Raw genomic sequence first — 15,390 nt, 5'->3', positions numbered from 1 at the left:
TTCATATTATTTACCAGATCAACAGGATTTATTCGATTTTTCCGTAAATATTTCTTGGGAAAGCGCAAAAAGTGCGCTATAAAGACAAAAGTTGACTTTTCTCCTTGGATAATGTCGAACCCGTTAAGGAAGGGTAACACTTCATTGTACGAATGACTATTCTTTCGCTATAATTGGGAGGGGAATGAGAAAATAGAAGGACGTGATTTTAAAAGTGGATAGCAAAAGGCTGTTTATGATTCTTCCTATCGTTGTACTAATGTTTAGTTTTTTAGGGATTAATAAAGTTTCTGCACATGCTTATATTACAAATTCAAACCCTAGTGAGAATGAAATATTAAAGACAGCGCCAGAGAAGGTATACATAGAGTTTAATGAAAAGATTCAAACTGGCTTTAAAATCTTAAATGTTTTAAATTCATCGGGTGAAAGAGTAGACAAGAAAAATGTAGTCATTAATCCTGATACAGAAAAATCAATGGAAGTTGATCTAAAGTCAGATTTACCGAATGATATATATACGGTAGAATGGAGGGTTGTATCTGCTGATGGCCATTCCGTTTCTGGGATGATTCCTTTCAGCATTGGAGAATTACCTGATGGTGCAGCTTTTCCAACTCAACAGGACAATGGTAATCTAGTGAGCTTTATAAGTACGATGATCAATAAAGGCTTTCTTTATATAGGTTTTTCTATCTATATGGGATTATTGTTATGCTATACAATTTGGTATAGAAATGAAAAATTATCTGCAAAGCTAGTAAAAAGAACGAAAAAAATATCCATTATTGCTGTCTTATTCCTTGCCATTAGTATTATTAGCTCATTAGTTATTCAAACACAAAGCTATGCTGGTGTGAGTCTATTAGCTAGTATAAAGCCAAGTAATTTAATGGAAACATTGACAAGTACGAAGGAAGGAATTATTTGGATTGTACAAATGATCCTTTTGGCTATTTTATTCCTTGCACAACGATTTATTTGGACAAAAGAAGCTTATTTAGAAAGAAAGCATTGGATAATTCCCGGATTAGCATTTATAGGCATCATGCTTTCAAAAGCATTTCTTGGTCATCCTTCCAGTTCGCCTTATGAGACAGTAGCTATCGTGCTTGATTTCTTTCACTTAATAGCAGCATCTATTTGGCTTGGCGGAATGATTGTCATTATTCTCTTTTTACGAGAAGGAATATTTTCTAAAGAAGGGGAAGGACATGATTTATATTGGGCAACTATGGAGAGGTATTCATTATGGGCCCTTATTACTGTTGCGGTTTTAGCCATTTCTGGCGCAATAAATGCCTCCTTATTAATTCCTGATTTTCAGTCATTAGTAAGTACGGCATATGGAAAGGTTTTGCTTATTAAAATTGGTTTACTTGTTTTAATGTTAATTTTTGGTGCATATCACCTTGTCAGCAGACTTCTATTAAGAAAGAAAGACTTTTATAAAAAATCAATAAAAATGGAAATTACACTTGGCATATTAATATTGCTTGTAACTACGGCGTTTACTCAAATACAGACACCAACCTTGCCTATCGACCTGCCGTTCTATGAAGAAGCAGAACTTGGTTATAATGAAAATATCAGTTTATCGATCACACCTAAGAAAACAGGTGTACAAAATCAGTATGAAGTATTTGTATTTGATAATAACCGCAAGCCAATCGATCCTGTGGAACAAATTACAATTAGTTTAAGACAAGGAGAGAAAGAAATGTCTTTTCCATTAACGAAGGAAAAGGAAGGACATTATTTTGCAGAAAATCTTCAGTTAAATCAGCCGGGTAAATGGGATGTAGAAATACATGTATTAACCGATAAATTAGAATCACTGGATTATTCTTACTCCATCGACATAAGATAAAGTTTCATGAAGAGGGAAATGGGAATAGGAAAAATATTTCTTGGGAAAGCGCATAATCAGACAGGATTTTTAGGAAAAAAAGTCGTATTATAGCGAATAATATAAAAAGCAATCGGATTTGGTAACAAACAAGTCCTCCATTATTGAGGACTTTCAGACTATAGGCAATTACCTTAAGTAATTATGAGGTTTGTCTATAGTCTTTTTTCTCAGCTGTTCCTTATTATGTGGCAGTTTTCTTATCGCGATGAATTTTCATGCCAATGCACGCGAAGGGAACTTTTTTTGATGACGGAATAATATAAACGATGTCCTAAAATACCAGCGATAAAAGTTAGGATGATGTCTTTTATTAAAGGTAGAGCCATCCAACTCCACATTAGCTGGTAAGTAAATCCTTCTGGTGCAGCATACCAAACTTTATAAGCCAAATACATCCAACTAGTCCCAATTATGTAATTAATAAATAATCCAATGAAGCCGCTAAAAATATAGAATGGAATGGTTTGTTTTTTTTCGATGAAGAAACCGACAAAAAATGCTGTCATAATAAAGGCTAAAATAAAGCCAAATGATGGTCTGGTGATTACCATAAGGCCGCCCGATATCCCTGCAAAGATGGGTATTCCGATAAGACCAACAAGCATATAAACAAACATTGCCACGCTTCCCAATCTTTTACCAAGAATCAGCCCTGCAAGAATAGAGAAGAAAGTCTGAAGAGTTACGGGAACACCTCCAATGATAAGAAAACTTGTAACATTTGCTCCCACCGCCATAAAAGCAACAAATAACGCAATCATTGTTATATCTATTGGCTTCCACTGTTTCAAAATGGCCACTCCCTTTTGTTTAATTTCTGTAATTAACTATACTTCTCTAATTGATTTGTGTCAACCTATAATATAATTTAGTTAACATATAAAAATACATATATTTTGTTTCTCTGTTCATACTAGAAATAACAAGAAAGGAGATGTTTGCATGAAAAAATTAAAATATCCATTCATAAGCATCTTTTTGGTAAGCTTATTCCTAATGCAGCTTAGCAGTCCTTTACATGGTGGTGCGGAAGAGCTGCCTTCCTATGTAAAATGGGGGAGAATTGCCATAACAAAAACACAAGAAAAATATCCTAATAGTGAAGTTACTGATTATCTGCATGTAGGCAAGGAAGATAAGAAAGGAACTTCTGTGGAAAAGTTTAAGCTAATTGTAAACAAAGATCAAAAGGAAATTGGTGTATTTGTTCATTTAACTTTTGATACGCGCACAGAACGACTATTATCGGTAGATATGAAGGAAACAAAGCCTTAATTTTCGAAAAACTCTCTAAAATAATTGGTTTTAGAGAGTTTTTTTGTTTTAATAGAAGAAAGAGAGTAAAGGGGGAGAAAAGATGATAGGCAATATACAAAAGATCATGCGCTATCCAATAAAATCATTTACTGGAGAAAGCTTGGAAAAGGCACGGATTATGTCGTATGGAATATATGGCGATCGAAGTCATGCTTTTATCGATAGAGCGAATAATAAGCATTTAACCATTACGCAATACCCTAAAATGGTTACATATAAAGCGGGCTTTTCAGGAGAAGAGTCAATAGAAAAATATCCTAATTTAACTATAACTGCCAATGATGGCTCGGAATATATTTGGGGCGAAACGGCATTATTAGAAAGATTAGAACAAGAAACGAATCGGACATTAGATTCAATCGCCTATGCTCCAACCTTTGTTCCCTTTCCAGCAATTGAAGAAGATAATCTGTTATTAATTTCCACAAAAGCTCTATCAGAATTATCTACATCATTTGGTGAATCGATTGATGAGAGAAGATTCAGAGGAAATATTGTCTATGATCTCCAAGAAAGTGACCTAAACGAACAAGATTTACTAGGGAAACAAATTAAAATCGGTTCAGATGTAATTCTGGAGATTAATAAGTTTTGTGAAAGATGTATGATCATAACAGTAGATCCTGAAACAGGCACCCGACAGCCGAAGCTATTAAAACAGATTGTTAAAGAGCGAAATAACCATTTTGGTTTATATGCAAGTGTGATTAAGACTGGAATTATTCATATTGGTGATAAGATAGCTATTTTATAAAGATGGTGCAAACATAATACTTAATTTTGTATAGTTGAACATTCTGTTATTACAGTGCAAATATAAAAACTATTTGTTTTCATCATGCTTCCAATTAATCCATCGTGAGCAAGCCTTTCTGGTACCTCAGGAACAGAGTATTCCTCCCGCCGTTTCCTTCTGTTTTAAGGTTCTATTGATAATTGGATTAACAAGTTAGTAGAAATGGTATTAATATTCAATTCAATTTTTCTAATAAAACAGGGAAGATTTTGAAACTTAATTCCTAACCATACGTATGAATTTATGAATATATAGACAAGAGTATTTGTAAAGGATGGGATTTACATTGGTTAGGAAACAAAAAGCTTCATCATTTCTGGAAAAATATTGGGTATCTTCTATTGGTGTATTTGTATTGTCACAAATATTCTTTTTTTCATCAGAAGCAACAGGATGGATACTTAAATACAGAGATATGGATGGAACAATATTCGGGAAGCTTCTTGACAGTTTTATTATCACTGAATGGTTTAATTTCTATAAAACGCCACAGTATAATCTACTCACTGTCTTTTTTGGCGTCTTTTTTCTTGTGCCTGGAATAATTAGTGCGATAGTAAAGGTTTTTACTCGCAGTAAATAATAAATACCTTTGCTGATTAAGCTGTAATAATAGATATGTATGCAAGTGGGGTAACCAACAGCAATACCTGATGTCCATATTTAACTCTGCTGCTAGATCAAAGGCTTGCTTATAGAGAAGCAGTAGGATAGTGGAAGATGGAATTGAATAGAAGAATCTATTCAGGCAGTCAAGTTATAGTTATTAACCCAGAATAGGTACCCAAATTTTATAACGGGAAGTTAGAAGATGAAAATTAAAACAAGAAAAAGTAACAGTTTTTTAAAAGAAGTATTATTTGAGATAGTTGGGGAAGTAGTCTGGAACATTTTACTATTTATACCAAGGATGGCATTTCGCCTAATTAGTAGCATTTGGTAAAATGGTTAATTAGTGAATTGCCTGTTTTTTCAATTAGTTACAAATTAAAAAGGCTATAGGAGCTTGTCATCCACTTCCATTTCAGTTTTGTAGAAGACTGGCGAAAAACTAACAAATATAGCAGCAGAAGAGTAAAAAAGCACCCTATAGGTAGACATTAAAAAGTCTACCTAAGGGTGCTTTTTTATACATAGTAATATTTTCATTTAATCAAACGTTTGATTAAATGAAATAGTATCTTGCCGTTCCAATAAAGTTATGATATAGTTACCTAGGTAATTAATTTTAGATCGGAGAAAGCAATGAACACGACTCATGATTTATTCCATTCTATCCAGCAGCTCGCACGACAATTAACCAAACAATTAAATACAGCACTTGAGCCATTTGATATTTATAGCTCTGAATGGGCAATTTTGTATGTATTAAAAAAGAATGGTCCCCTTACTCAAAAGGAAATCGCCGATTATCTATCCATAGAACCCCCTCCAGTAACACGTACCATAAAGAAGCTCGTGGAGAAAAAATATGTTCTGCAAATAAAGGGAGAAGACAAGAGGACAAATAGAGTATTTCTAACAGATTTTGCTATACAGCAGTATGCGAAATGGGAAGCAGCTGTTCTGCTAGCAAATCAGGAGTTACTTAAACAATTGCCAATCGAATCTCAAAAGACTTTACAACATATAATTTTTGAATGGATTCATTCATTAGCAATCAAGGAGGAAAAGAAGTGAATAAAGAACCATTATGGACAAAGGGATTTATCCAAATATGGGTAAGTAACTTTTTTTTATTTATGACGTTTTATTTTTTACTAGTTTCATTACCAATCTATGCGATTCGAGAATTAAATGGAAAGCAGTCTACAGCAGGTTTAGTTGTTACGGTATTCATAATAACAGCTATTCTTATCCGGCCTGTAGCTGGTAACTTGATGCAGAAGTTTGGCAAAAAAGCCATATTTGTTACATCATTACTTATTTTCTTAGTGGCAGCGGTTTTTTATTTATTTAGTGATTCTATCACTAGTTTGCTCATCGTTCGCGCATTACACGGCATTGGATTTGGTATGGCTACAACCGCTACCGGGACAATTGTTGCAGACATTTTACCAAGCTCCAGAAGAGGAGAAGGTATGGGGTATTATTCAATGAGTATGAATTTAGCGATGGTAGTCGGTCCATTTATCGGACTCCAGGCAATTAACTCATGGGGAACTTCTACCTTGTTTATATTGGCGCTAATATTTGCTTTCTTTGCGATATTAACAGGTGGATTTATGAAACTGGACTCAGATATGGAAACAGAGAGAGTAGAACAAGAAGCGAAAGTGAAAGAGAAAAAAGGAATTCAATTTGATCGAATTATAGAGAGTACGGCAGTAAAAATTAGTATCGTAGCAGCCATATTCGGTCTTGTTTATTCATCGATTCTTTCTTTTGTTTCGGTTTATGCTGAAAACAAAGGATTTATAAGTGTTTCAGGATATTTCTTTGTGGTTTACGCTATCTTTATGCTAATAGCAAGACCTTTTGCTGGTAAATGGTTTGACCGCTATGGTGCAAATAAAATTGTTTATCCATGTATCGTACTATTTTCCATCGGGATGCTTGTCTTGGGGACTGCACAATCTGAATGGATGTTCTTATTATCTGCTGCATTAATTGGCTTAGGATATGGATCAATGTTCCCGTGTCTACAAACCATTGCGATTCAGAAAGCAGCACCACATCGAAGAGGTCTCGCAACAGCTACTTTTTTATCCATATTTGATATAGGAATAGGGTTTGGCTCCTATATTGTTGGAATTATTGGTGATGCTATTGGATTAAATTCTTTCTATTCATTAAGCAGCATTTATATTTTAATCGGCATTGCTGTTTATTACTATTTGCATGGTAAAACGATTAGAAATGAAAAGACAGTAACGAAGAAAGAACAATTAAATAGAGGTGCTTAAAAAAAGACTCTCCTTTAGAAATGAAATTTTTCTAAAAGGAGAGTCTTTGTTATTATTTTGCCTTTGTGACCACTTTTATAACAGATTTGCTGACATTACCAGATGTATCTTTTGCCGTAATAGTTAAAGAGGTTTTTTCTTTTTGCTTTTTAATTTTGATAGAAAAAGCTCCTTTTTTATTTGTTTTTCCTTCTGCTAATACTTTGTTGTTTCTTTTAATGATAATGGTTGCATTTTTTTCAGCAGTTCCTGTTACTTTTGTTGTTTTCGTCGTGATCGTATTTACTTTTGGCTTAGCAGGAGCTATTTTATCTGCTACTGTAATAGTCTTCGCTTTACTTATATTTTTCGCCTTATCTGTAGCTGTAACACTGATTTTAGTATTTTCTTTTTGCTTTTTAATTTTAATCGTATACTTTCCTTTTTTATCAGCAACTGCAGAACCGAGCTTCTTTTTGCCTGCTTTGGCAGTAACAGTAGAATTAGCTTCCGCGTTACCAGTGATTTTATCTGATTTATTACTGATTGTTCCAGTTATCGTTGGGATAGGAGGTGGTGTGTTATCCACAACTTTCACGGTTGCTGGTTTACTTGTATTTTTTGCACCATCTGCAGCTGTAACAGATACAATTGTATTAGCTTTCTGTTTTTTGATTTTAATAGCGAATTTCCCACTTTTATCGGCCGTTCCTTTACCGATCAATTTCCCCTTAACCTTTGCATTAATATTAGCAAAAGGTTCACTTGTTCCTTTCAGCAAACTATCATTATCGCCAACCTTTTGAACGGTTGGTGCATTTGGAGCTTTCGTGTCTCTTTGAACAGTTGTTCTGAGGGATGTACTTGCCGTTCCATTTTTGCTTGAAAGCTGGACATACATAAGCTTATCCGCTTTTTGTAAAGGTATTTCTACTGTAAACTTGCCATTTTTGTCTGCTGACGAAGAATAGGTTTTACTGCCAAGTTTTACACTTACTTTGCTTCCTTGTTCAGCTGTTCCGGTAAGTAATCGAGTACTATTATAAACAGGATTAATTTTTGCTTTTAATTTTAGAGCACTAAAAGCAGAAAATGCGTTTAATCGCCCCCAGCCAGATACTTTATCAAAACCGATGGGATTACTACTAGCGGGTAAATCATCTGGATATTCTTCCGAAAATTCATTTTCAGGATTGTCATTTTCCTTAAAAACAATAGATGTTGTTGTTTCAATTAAATATTTTTCTACCTCTTTAGGCTTTAGCTTCCCATTTAAAGAAAGCAATAATCCAGCCACAGCAGATACATGTGGCGTAGCCATCGAAGTACCACTGTATAATAAAAGATTTCCATTGGGAACAAGACTTGGAATGTTGGAACCTGGTGCAACAAGCTTAAGCTCTTTCCCATAACTTGAATAATCAGCAACGATATCTAAATCGTTCGAAGCTCCAACGGCCGTTACATATTTGGAAGAGCCCGGATAATCAAGTCCTTCATAACCATTATTTCCACTTGCTGCAATAATAGTAACATTTTTGCTGTTGGCATATTGAAGCATGGACTCTATTACTCTACTATAACCACCACCCAAACTCATGTTGATGACTTTTGCGCCATGATCTACCGCATATTTAATTCCTTTTGCAATTTGTTCCGTATCACCAGAGCCAGATGCATCTAATATTTTGACTGGCATAATTTTTGCGTTTGAATGGATGCCAGACATAGAATAGCCATTATTTATACCTGCTGCGATAATGCCGCTTACATGTGTACCATGATTATTGTCATCATATACATTGTCTGATTCGTTGATAAAATTATAACCCGCTGTGATTTTATTTTTTAAATCGGCTAAGGAAGCATCCACACCAGTATCTAAGACAGCAATTTTCATTTGTTTAACATCAGTAGATTGTTGAAGTTGATAAAGCTTTTCAAATTGAATATCAGCACCATTTTTCCCATTTGTTTGGGCTGTGTTTTTTAATGACCATTGGTAAGGTGCAGATACATCACTTGGCAAGGATAGTAAGGTATATTGCTGTACAGGCTCTATATACTCTACTTCATTTGCGTTTTGAATCTTGTTAATAAGGGTATTAGCACTCTTCGTTGTGTATTTTCCTTCATTCAATTCAAGGGTAAACATCCCGTCAGCAATTTTTTCGCTTCCTTCTAACCCTTTAATAGATTGAGCAGAAGTTTTACCCAAACTGTTTTTCAAAGAAGAAACTGTTTTACCAGATTTCATTTTTACAATATATTTATTATTTATCTCTTTGTTCGTTATACTTGAGCTGGAAGCTCCTAATAAAGTAAAAATGTCATCAAGCGTTTTTCCTTCTATATTAGATAACTCTACTTTGTTAGCGAGGGATGAAATCTTGGTTTGTAAAGCGGTAGGAGAAGCTTCTAAGGTGATTTCATATAAATTATTTATTGCTTTTGCTTCGTTTTTTCCAATTTTATAGGTGCTGCTTGTACCATTATCTAGCAGGTTAGTGAAAATCGGTTTTAGCGCTTTTAAATTTGTTAATACATCTTGTCTTAGCTGCTTATTAAATATCATTTTCGCCGATAAAAATGGCGATACTTGATAGTATAAAGAAGATAGTTTTTTCCCATTTGCCGTTGAAGACAAAATGGTATCTCTAATAGTACGTAATTGTGTAAGGATTGTTTGGCTGTCCTTTGACTCCTTGGTACTTAATTCAACTGGACAAGCTTCTTCTGCTTCAACAGTAGGAGCTTGCTTTGTATCCGTTACTTTTAAGGAAAATTGACTATTCGGTTCAGGTACTTCCTCTTCTTCTATGTATTCCTCATCATCTACGTTGGAATAATACTCAACCTTAATATAGTACGGACCTTCCCAAGCAATCGGGAAGTAAATGACGCCCTTATTATCCATAAAGCTAACGGCGTTATATTGATCGAAGGTGTTGTCTGACATAGCATTATCTTTACTTGAATATACGCTAATATTCATTTCTTCCGTCGAATTTAATTCAACCTCTAGGTGAGTTGCTTTAGTCACGACAGATTTTGGATCGATCTTAAACCATTTAACATGTTCATCTGGCTGAAAGCTCGAGGATAACTCTTTTCCGATCGAAAGAGTAGCAGCTGAAATTTCTCCTTCTGATGCTAGGATCTCTTTTGATGGCATTGCGCTTAATACTAATGTCACCGTTAATAACAAAGCAAAAATTGTTTTCCATTTACACTTTTTCATAATTTCCCCCCTATAAGTGGTATATTACAAATCTATTAAATCACCTTTCTTCCTATTTGTCCTCATATTTTTTGTATTTTTAGAAAAAATTGTATGTTATCCCTTTTTCATTTAATAAAATCGGCAGCAGATCGATATTTTCGTTTTATGAAAATCAAACCCAATTTATGTGGGAGTATGATAGAATAGTCTAGTAAATATTGTAAAGAAGGAGTTCCAAATCATATGAACGAGCCATTATTTTTTAAACCAGTATTTAAAGAAAGAATTTGGGGCGGTACTGCACTGCGTAGCTTTGGATATGATATTCCGAGTGAAATAACAGGGGAGTGCTGGGCGTTTTCTGCACATCCACATGGTCAAAGTATAGTAAAGAACGGATCATTAGCGGGTAAAAACTTAGAAGAGTTATGGGAGAATCATCATGAGCTTTTTGGTAATATAGAAGGTGACCGTTTTCCGTTATTAACAAAAATATTAGATGCTAATCAAGATTTATCTGTACAAGTGCATCCAAATGATGACTATGCAAAAGTTCATGAAAATGGAGAACTTGGTAAAACGGAATGTTGGTATATTATTGACTGTCAAGAAGGAGCAGAAATCATTTTTGGGCATCACGCGAACACAAAAGATGAATTAACAACGATGATAGCTGAAAATAAATGGGATGAATTATTAAACAAGGTACCAGTGAAAAAAGGTGATTTCTTCTTTGTACCTAGCGGAACAATTCACGCTATCGGTGAAGGAATTATCATCCTTGAAACACAACAAAATTCTGACACAACATACCGTGTATATGATTATGATCGTACAGATAGCGACGGCAATAAGCGAGAGCTGCATATTGAACAGTCAATTAACGTTACAACTGTTCCACATCAATTAGCGGCAACTACTCCAGTTGTTGAACAACAAGGAAACATGGAGATTACTAAATTTGTTACATGTGATTATTTTACAGTAGAAAAATGGGTGTTGGACGGACAGTCTACTAGAAAACAAGACCAAGATTTTTTACTATGTAGCGTAATTGAAGGCGATGGATCTCTGCAAAAGGATGGCAAAGAATTCACTTTCCAAAAAGGGGATCATTTCTTACTGCCATATAAATTTGGTGAATTTGAATTGACTGGGAAAGCAGAACTGATTGTTTCCTATATCTAAAGCGAATTTCCAAAAATAAAAAAGAGTGTCATTTGGGTACTGATCTCCAAAAGTTAGAATAACAATACTAACTTTTATCGGTAACTACCTTTGCACTCTTTTTTATTTATTTTCGGATAATATGGAGTAATGGTGCTGTATTGTCCTTTTAATTATTTTTTTATCAGCCGTTCCTAACCGAATGATCGAAAATATTACCCATAGAAGAGTCTCTGCTAGTTTAGCTCTAATGCTTATAAGAAGCTGTTAAGATTTCTACATATCTATTCGAATAGGTTTTCTTTTTTCATATTTGTAATATGCTGTAAAACCTGCTTTCTTTGCTAGATTAAGAGCTTGCATGAAATCTGCGCCAACATCGTCTTTTCTATGGGAATCAGAACCAATTGTAAGTATTTCTCCACCTAACTTTTTATATAATGCCAACACTTCTAAAGAAGGTAATGATTCATTTAAGCTTGTTCGCCAGCCAGAAGTGTTAATTTCTAAACCGATGTTTCTTTTAATTGCTGTTGTTAAGATAGTAGTGATAATCTCCTGATAGTCAGGGAAGTGATAGATACCTCGTGTTGGATGGGCATATCGCTTCATTAAATCAAAATGAGCGAGGACATCAATATCTGCGTATGTAACTAATTCAAGAACCTCTTTAAAATAAGTAAGATAAATATCCTCATCAGGGTGAGCATTCATATATTTACGAAGTGTTAGCCCGTGTAAATTGTGAACAGAACCAAGAATATAATCAAAAGGAATTGGTGCTAACACTGTTTTATATTGTTCACGTAATAAATGGGGTTCACATAGTTCAATTCCTAATTTAATTATTAATTGATCCTGATAACTAATTCTACATTTGTTGATGTCTTCTAAATATGTTGGCCAATTCATATGACCGTAAGTCGGGGCATTCGGATTGACAGAAAAGTGTTCGGTAAAACAAATTTCATTTATCCCTTTTCTTATAGCATTTTCACAAATATCCATCATTATTGCTTTAGAATCAAATGAATGATTGGAATGGTGATGATAATCAATATAATACATAAGAATCTCCTTTAATTTGTCAGTCGATAATCCTGTTTATTTTATCATATTTTAATAACAAACTTGAAGTTGGAAAGAGGTTCTATTATTATATGATAAAAAAGATTTCAGATAATTCCTGTTTTAAACTTACTAAACAGGTAGGAATAATGTATAATAGATGTATGAAGGTTTAGGGGGAGGAAATGATGACCGAGGTAAGATCAATCAACTGGAAAGACGATACCATTGTTTTGTCTGTTGATTATCCAAAGAAAATACAGAATGAATATAAAGTAGTGATAATGTGCCATGGGTTAATTGGCAGTAGAATTGGCGTTGATCGCTTGTTTGTTAAGGCAAGTAATGTACTGACAGAATTGGGTTATTTAGTGATTCGTTTTGATTATAGGGGATGTGGCGAATCTAGTGGTGAGTATGGCAGCACAAAATTGTCTGATTTAATCGATCAGACAGAAGCCATTATTCAATTTGCTTATGAAAAATTCTCGATAATGGAACTTATTTTACTTGGCCATAGTTTGGGTGGAGCTGTCGCTGTATTGACAGCTATCAAAGATGCACGAGTCAGACGGTTAATTCAGTGGGCTGCTGTCGGGGATCCAGCGGTTGATATTAAACGAATATTTGGAGAAGAGAGATTGTCTGAATTAGCAGAAAGAGAAGTCGTTGATTTTTACGGCTATTCTTTTTATCAAACTTATTTCGATTCTTTAATAGATTATAATCCATTAAAGAGTTGTCATAAGTTTTCAGGAGATGTTCTTCTTGTGCACGGTACTGCTGATGAGGATATTCCTTATCACTATTTGAATAAATATAAAAATGAATATTTAACTAGAAATACAGGAACTGTTGAATCCGTATTTATTGAAGAGGGAATACATACTTTCTCATCTGGCAGCCAATTTATGAAGCTGATTAATGGAACGGTTGACTGGTTAGAAAGGAAATAATTAAAAACGCAAATGGATGAAGTAGATATCCGTTTGCGTTTTTTTTAAGTGAAAATAATTATTTTGCTTATTTTAATGGAAATTTATAAGTGAATAACTTAAAATGTAAATAGATGAAATGAATTTGAGGGGATAATATGGCACAAGAGCAAAGATTAATGGACATTATTCAGTATTTAAATGTGCATGAAAAAATAACAGTGGAAGAAATTTGTTCCCTCTTTCATGTTTCCAGAGATACAGCTAGAAGAGATTTAGTAAAACTAGAAGAGGAACAAGTAATTATTCGAACAAGGGGTGGTGCACTTTTACCAAAAATTCATCGTAAAGTAGATAATTATCATAATCGATTGAAAGCTGTATCAGAAGAAAAGAAAGCAATTGGAAAATTAGCTGCATCCTTTGTTCGAGAAAATGATCATATTATTTTAGACGCCTCCACCACTGTGCAGGCAATCGGAAGTTTTATTAATCAAGAATGTACAGTGATAACAAATTCTATCAATTTGGCGGATATTTTATCAGATAAGCAATTGCCGAAAATTCATTTATTAGGTGGAGTGATGCAAAAAGAACATCGCTATTTATACGGGAATTCTGTTATTCAACGATTAGATAAATATTATGTAGATAAAGTGTTTATTGGTATTGTCGGTATATCTGAAAAAGGACTAACAATTGTCGACGAAGAAGACGGTGATGTTAAAAAAAAGATGATGCAGCAAGCAAAGCAGGTTATTGTAGTTGGTGATAATAGCAAGATAGGCATTACTGACTTTTACCAATTCGCGAATCTTTCCGATATTGATCTCTTTATCACAGATAAAGAACCGGAAGAATGGTTTATTCAGTTATTAAAGGAAAATGGTGTGGAGTTATTAGTGGCAGACAGGAAGGATGGAGAAGGATGATTACATGTATTGTAACCGATTTAGATGGCACTCTTTTAAATCATGAAAGTAAGATTAGTCCAGAAAATGCAGCCAGTTTGAAAAGTGCACAAGAAAAAGGAATAGAAGTAATTGTAGCAACAGGTCGAAACTATCCAGATGTTATGGAGATTTTCAAAGAAACTGGATTAAAAACTTGGGTTATTGGCGCAAATGGTGCGACCATTCATGATCCAGAAGGAAACCTATTTGATCATCTTCCGATGGATAAGCCAAAAGCAATGAGTCTATTACAATGGTTAGATGAGAGAGATTACTATTATGAAGTTTTTAGCAGCGATTATCTTTACTCGCCACAGCGTGGTAGACAATTAATTGCAATTGAACTTGATCGTTTATGTACGGCAAATCCTCAAATTAGCAGAGAAGAGCTTGAAAAGCATGCGACTATTCAATTTTCGCAAACTGGATTTTCTTATATTGATAGCTATAAAGAAATAGAAAATCCTGCAATTGATGTCTATAATATTTTGGCATTTTCCTTTGATAAAGAGAAGCTAGACGCTGGATGGAAAACATTCGAAGATGATTCCGCCATCACTCTTGTTTCATCTGGAACCTATAATTTTGAATTTGAGCATAAGGATGCCTCCAAAGGAAACGCATTGACAAAACTAGCGAATCACTTAGGAATTCACTTAAAAGATGTGTTAGCAATGGGTGACAGTATGAATGATCTATCGATGTTAATCAAGGTCGGATATCCTGTAGCGATGGGAAATGCAAGGCAGGATGTAAAAGATGCTTCACAAGAGGTCGCTGAAACGAATGACCAGGATGGAGTCGCAAATACGATTAAGCGGATAGTATTGTCCTCGATTACTATATAATAGGAAAGCCGCATGGATATAAGTCTTAGAATTAAATAAAACCTAAACAATTATACGGAGAAGTCATTTATAATCTCTTATGATTGTTTAGGTTTTTTAATTTGGATAAAGAAAGCTTATGTCATTATTTGCAGCTTGATTACACGGCCCTTTCCAAGGGAATAGCGCAAAAATTGCTTTCTGCCATTTGTCTGCAAGGTCTTAGGCGTTTTGCTGTGTCCTATGCATATCAGCAAGAAGGGTTTAAGAAACTTGTTTGAAAATTAGTTCGATACATTGAATTTTT

General features: G+C 34.3%; 13 protein-coding genes. 10 read left to right on the top strand and 3 right to left on the bottom strand.

The genetic code is table 11. The features are described 5' to 3' along the window. Positions 1 to 202: 202 nt before the first annotated feature. Positions 203 to 1,870 carry a copper resistance CopC/CopD family protein gene (locus BCI01S_RS00905; protein WP_061796234.1) on the top strand — a complete coding sequence of 556 codons (1,668 nt, stop codon included), beginning with the start codon at positions 203 to 205 and terminating at the stop codon, positions 1,868 to 1,870. A gap of 239 nt (positions 1,871 to 2,109) precedes the next feature. Here the strand turns inward: BCI01S_RS00905 and BCI01S_RS00900 are convergent, their stop codons facing one another. Then, positions 2,110 to 2,703, bottom strand: a complete 594-nt coding sequence (locus tag BCI01S_RS00900) for a biotin transporter BioY (protein ID WP_235844418.1) — start codon at positions 2,701 to 2,703, stop codon at positions 2,110 to 2,112. 151 nt (positions 2,704 to 2,854) lie between these two features. On the opposite strand from BCI01S_RS00900, the gene BCI01S_RS00895 reads away from it, so the two are divergent. The 5 genes from BCI01S_RS00895 to BCI01S_RS00875 all read left to right on the top strand — a co-directional run bounded on the left by BCI01S_RS00895 (position 2,855) and on the right by BCI01S_RS00875 (position 6,931). Beyond that, positions 2,855 to 3,187, top strand: a complete 333-nt coding sequence (locus tag BCI01S_RS00895) for a DUF3889 domain-containing protein (RefSeq protein ID WP_061796231.1) — start codon at positions 2,855 to 2,857, stop codon at positions 3,185 to 3,187. A gap of 82 nt (positions 3,188 to 3,269) precedes the next feature. Next, a complete protein-coding gene (locus BCI01S_RS00890) occupies positions 3,270 to 3,983 on the top strand; it encodes an MOSC domain-containing protein (protein WP_047940620.1) in 714 nt (237 codons plus the stop codon). A 328-nt stretch (positions 3,984 to 4,311) separates the two neighbouring features. Continuing rightward, entirely contained in the window at positions 4,312 to 4,608 is a 297-nt protein-coding gene (locus BCI01S_RS00885) for a YfzA family protein (RefSeq protein ID WP_095257239.1), read from the top strand. Positions 4,609 to 5,270: 662 nt separating this feature from the next. Then, positions 5,271 to 5,705, top strand: a complete 435-nt coding sequence (locus tag BCI01S_RS00880) for a MarR family winged helix-turn-helix transcriptional regulator (protein ID WP_047940622.1) — start codon at positions 5,271 to 5,273, stop codon at positions 5,703 to 5,705. Further along, complete coding sequence (locus BCI01S_RS00875; RefSeq protein ID WP_047940623.1) at positions 5,702 to 6,931, top strand: MFS transporter; 1,230 nt, start codon at positions 5,702 to 5,704, stop codon at positions 6,929 to 6,931. The genes BCI01S_RS00880 and BCI01S_RS00875 overlap by 4 nt, the downstream gene beginning before the upstream one ends. 52 nt (positions 6,932 to 6,983) lie before the next feature. Here BCI01S_RS00875 and BCI01S_RS00870 read toward each other — a convergent pair whose 3' ends face one another. Then, entirely contained in the window at positions 6,984 to 10,151 is a 3,168-nt protein-coding gene (locus BCI01S_RS00870) for a S8 family peptidase (RefSeq protein WP_061796228.1), read from the bottom strand. Positions 10,152 to 10,376: 225 nt separating this feature from the next. Here BCI01S_RS00870 and manA point away from each other — a divergent pair, with 225 nt between their 5' ends. Then, positions 10,377 to 11,321 carry a mannose-6-phosphate isomerase, class I gene (gene manA, locus BCI01S_RS00865; RefSeq protein WP_047940625.1) on the top strand — a complete coding sequence of 315 codons (945 nt, stop codon included), beginning with the start codon at positions 10,377 to 10,379 and terminating at the stop codon, positions 11,319 to 11,321. Positions 11,322 to 11,576: 255 nt separating this feature from the next. On the opposite strand, the gene BCI01S_RS00860 is transcribed toward manA, so the two are convergent. Further along, positions 11,577 to 12,368, bottom strand: a complete 792-nt coding sequence (locus BCI01S_RS00860; RefSeq protein ID WP_047940626.1) for a histidinol-phosphatase HisJ family protein — start codon at positions 12,366 to 12,368, stop codon at positions 11,577 to 11,579. Positions 12,369 to 12,553: 185 nt separating this feature from the next. Here BCI01S_RS00860 and BCI01S_RS00855 point away from each other — a divergent pair, with 185 nt between their 5' ends. From BCI01S_RS00855 to BCI01S_RS00845, 3 genes are all read left to right on the top strand, one after another. After that, positions 12,554 to 13,324 carry an alpha/beta hydrolase family protein gene (locus tag BCI01S_RS00855; protein ID WP_235844417.1) on the top strand — a complete coding sequence of 257 codons (771 nt, stop codon included), beginning with the start codon at positions 12,554 to 12,556 and terminating at the stop codon, positions 13,322 to 13,324. Positions 13,325 to 13,461: 137 nt separating this feature from the next. Next, complete coding sequence (locus tag BCI01S_RS00850; protein ID WP_047940628.1) at positions 13,462 to 14,235, top strand: DeoR/GlpR family DNA-binding transcription regulator; 774 nt, start codon at positions 13,462 to 13,464, stop codon at positions 14,233 to 14,235. Beyond that, positions 14,232 to 15,104 carry a Cof-type HAD-IIB family hydrolase gene (locus BCI01S_RS00845; protein ID WP_047940629.1) on the top strand — a complete coding sequence of 291 codons (873 nt, stop codon included), beginning with the start codon at positions 14,232 to 14,234 and terminating at the stop codon, positions 15,102 to 15,104. The genes BCI01S_RS00850 and BCI01S_RS00845 overlap by 4 nt, the downstream gene beginning before the upstream one ends. Positions 15,105 to 15,390: the final 286 nt, after the last annotated feature.

Source organism: Niallia circulans NBRC 13626 (assembly GCF_001591585.1).
Taxonomy (GTDB): domain Bacteria; phylum Bacillota; class Bacilli; order Bacillales; family Cytobacillaceae; genus Niallia; species Niallia circulans.
This window is presented reverse-complemented; position numbering and strand designations above follow the sequence as displayed.

Excerpts from the sequence above, each read along its gene's own strand:
- BCI01S_RS00895 (WP_061796231.1), top strand. The coding sequence starts at position 2,855 with ATGAAAAAATTAAAATATCCATTCATAAGCATCTTTTTGGTAAGCTTA.
- BCI01S_RS00890 (WP_047940620.1), top strand. The coding sequence starts at position 3,270 with ATGATAGGCAATATACAAAAGATCATGCGCTATCCAATAAAATCATTT.
- BCI01S_RS00880 (WP_047940622.1), top strand. The coding sequence starts at position 5,271 with ATGAACACGACTCATGATTTATTCCATTCTATCCAGCAGCTCGCACGA.
- BCI01S_RS00870 (WP_061796228.1), bottom strand. The coding sequence starts at position 10,151 with ATGAAAAAGTGTAAATGGAAAACAATTTTTGCTTTGTTATTAACGGTG.
- manA (WP_047940625.1), top strand. The coding sequence starts at position 10,377 with ATGAACGAGCCATTATTTTTTAAACCAGTATTTAAAGAAAGAATTTGG.
- BCI01S_RS00860 (WP_047940626.1), bottom strand. The coding sequence starts at position 12,368 with ATGTATTATATTGATTATCATCACCATTCCAATCATTCATTTGATTCT.
- BCI01S_RS00855 (WP_235844417.1), top strand. The coding sequence starts at position 12,554 with ATGATGACCGAGGTAAGATCAATCAACTGGAAAGACGATACCATTGTT.
- BCI01S_RS00850 (WP_047940628.1), top strand. The coding sequence starts at position 13,462 with ATGGCACAAGAGCAAAGATTAATGGACATTATTCAGTATTTAAATGTG.
- BCI01S_RS00845 (WP_047940629.1), top strand. The coding sequence starts at position 14,232 with ATGATTACATGTATTGTAACCGATTTAGATGGCACTCTTTTAAATCAT.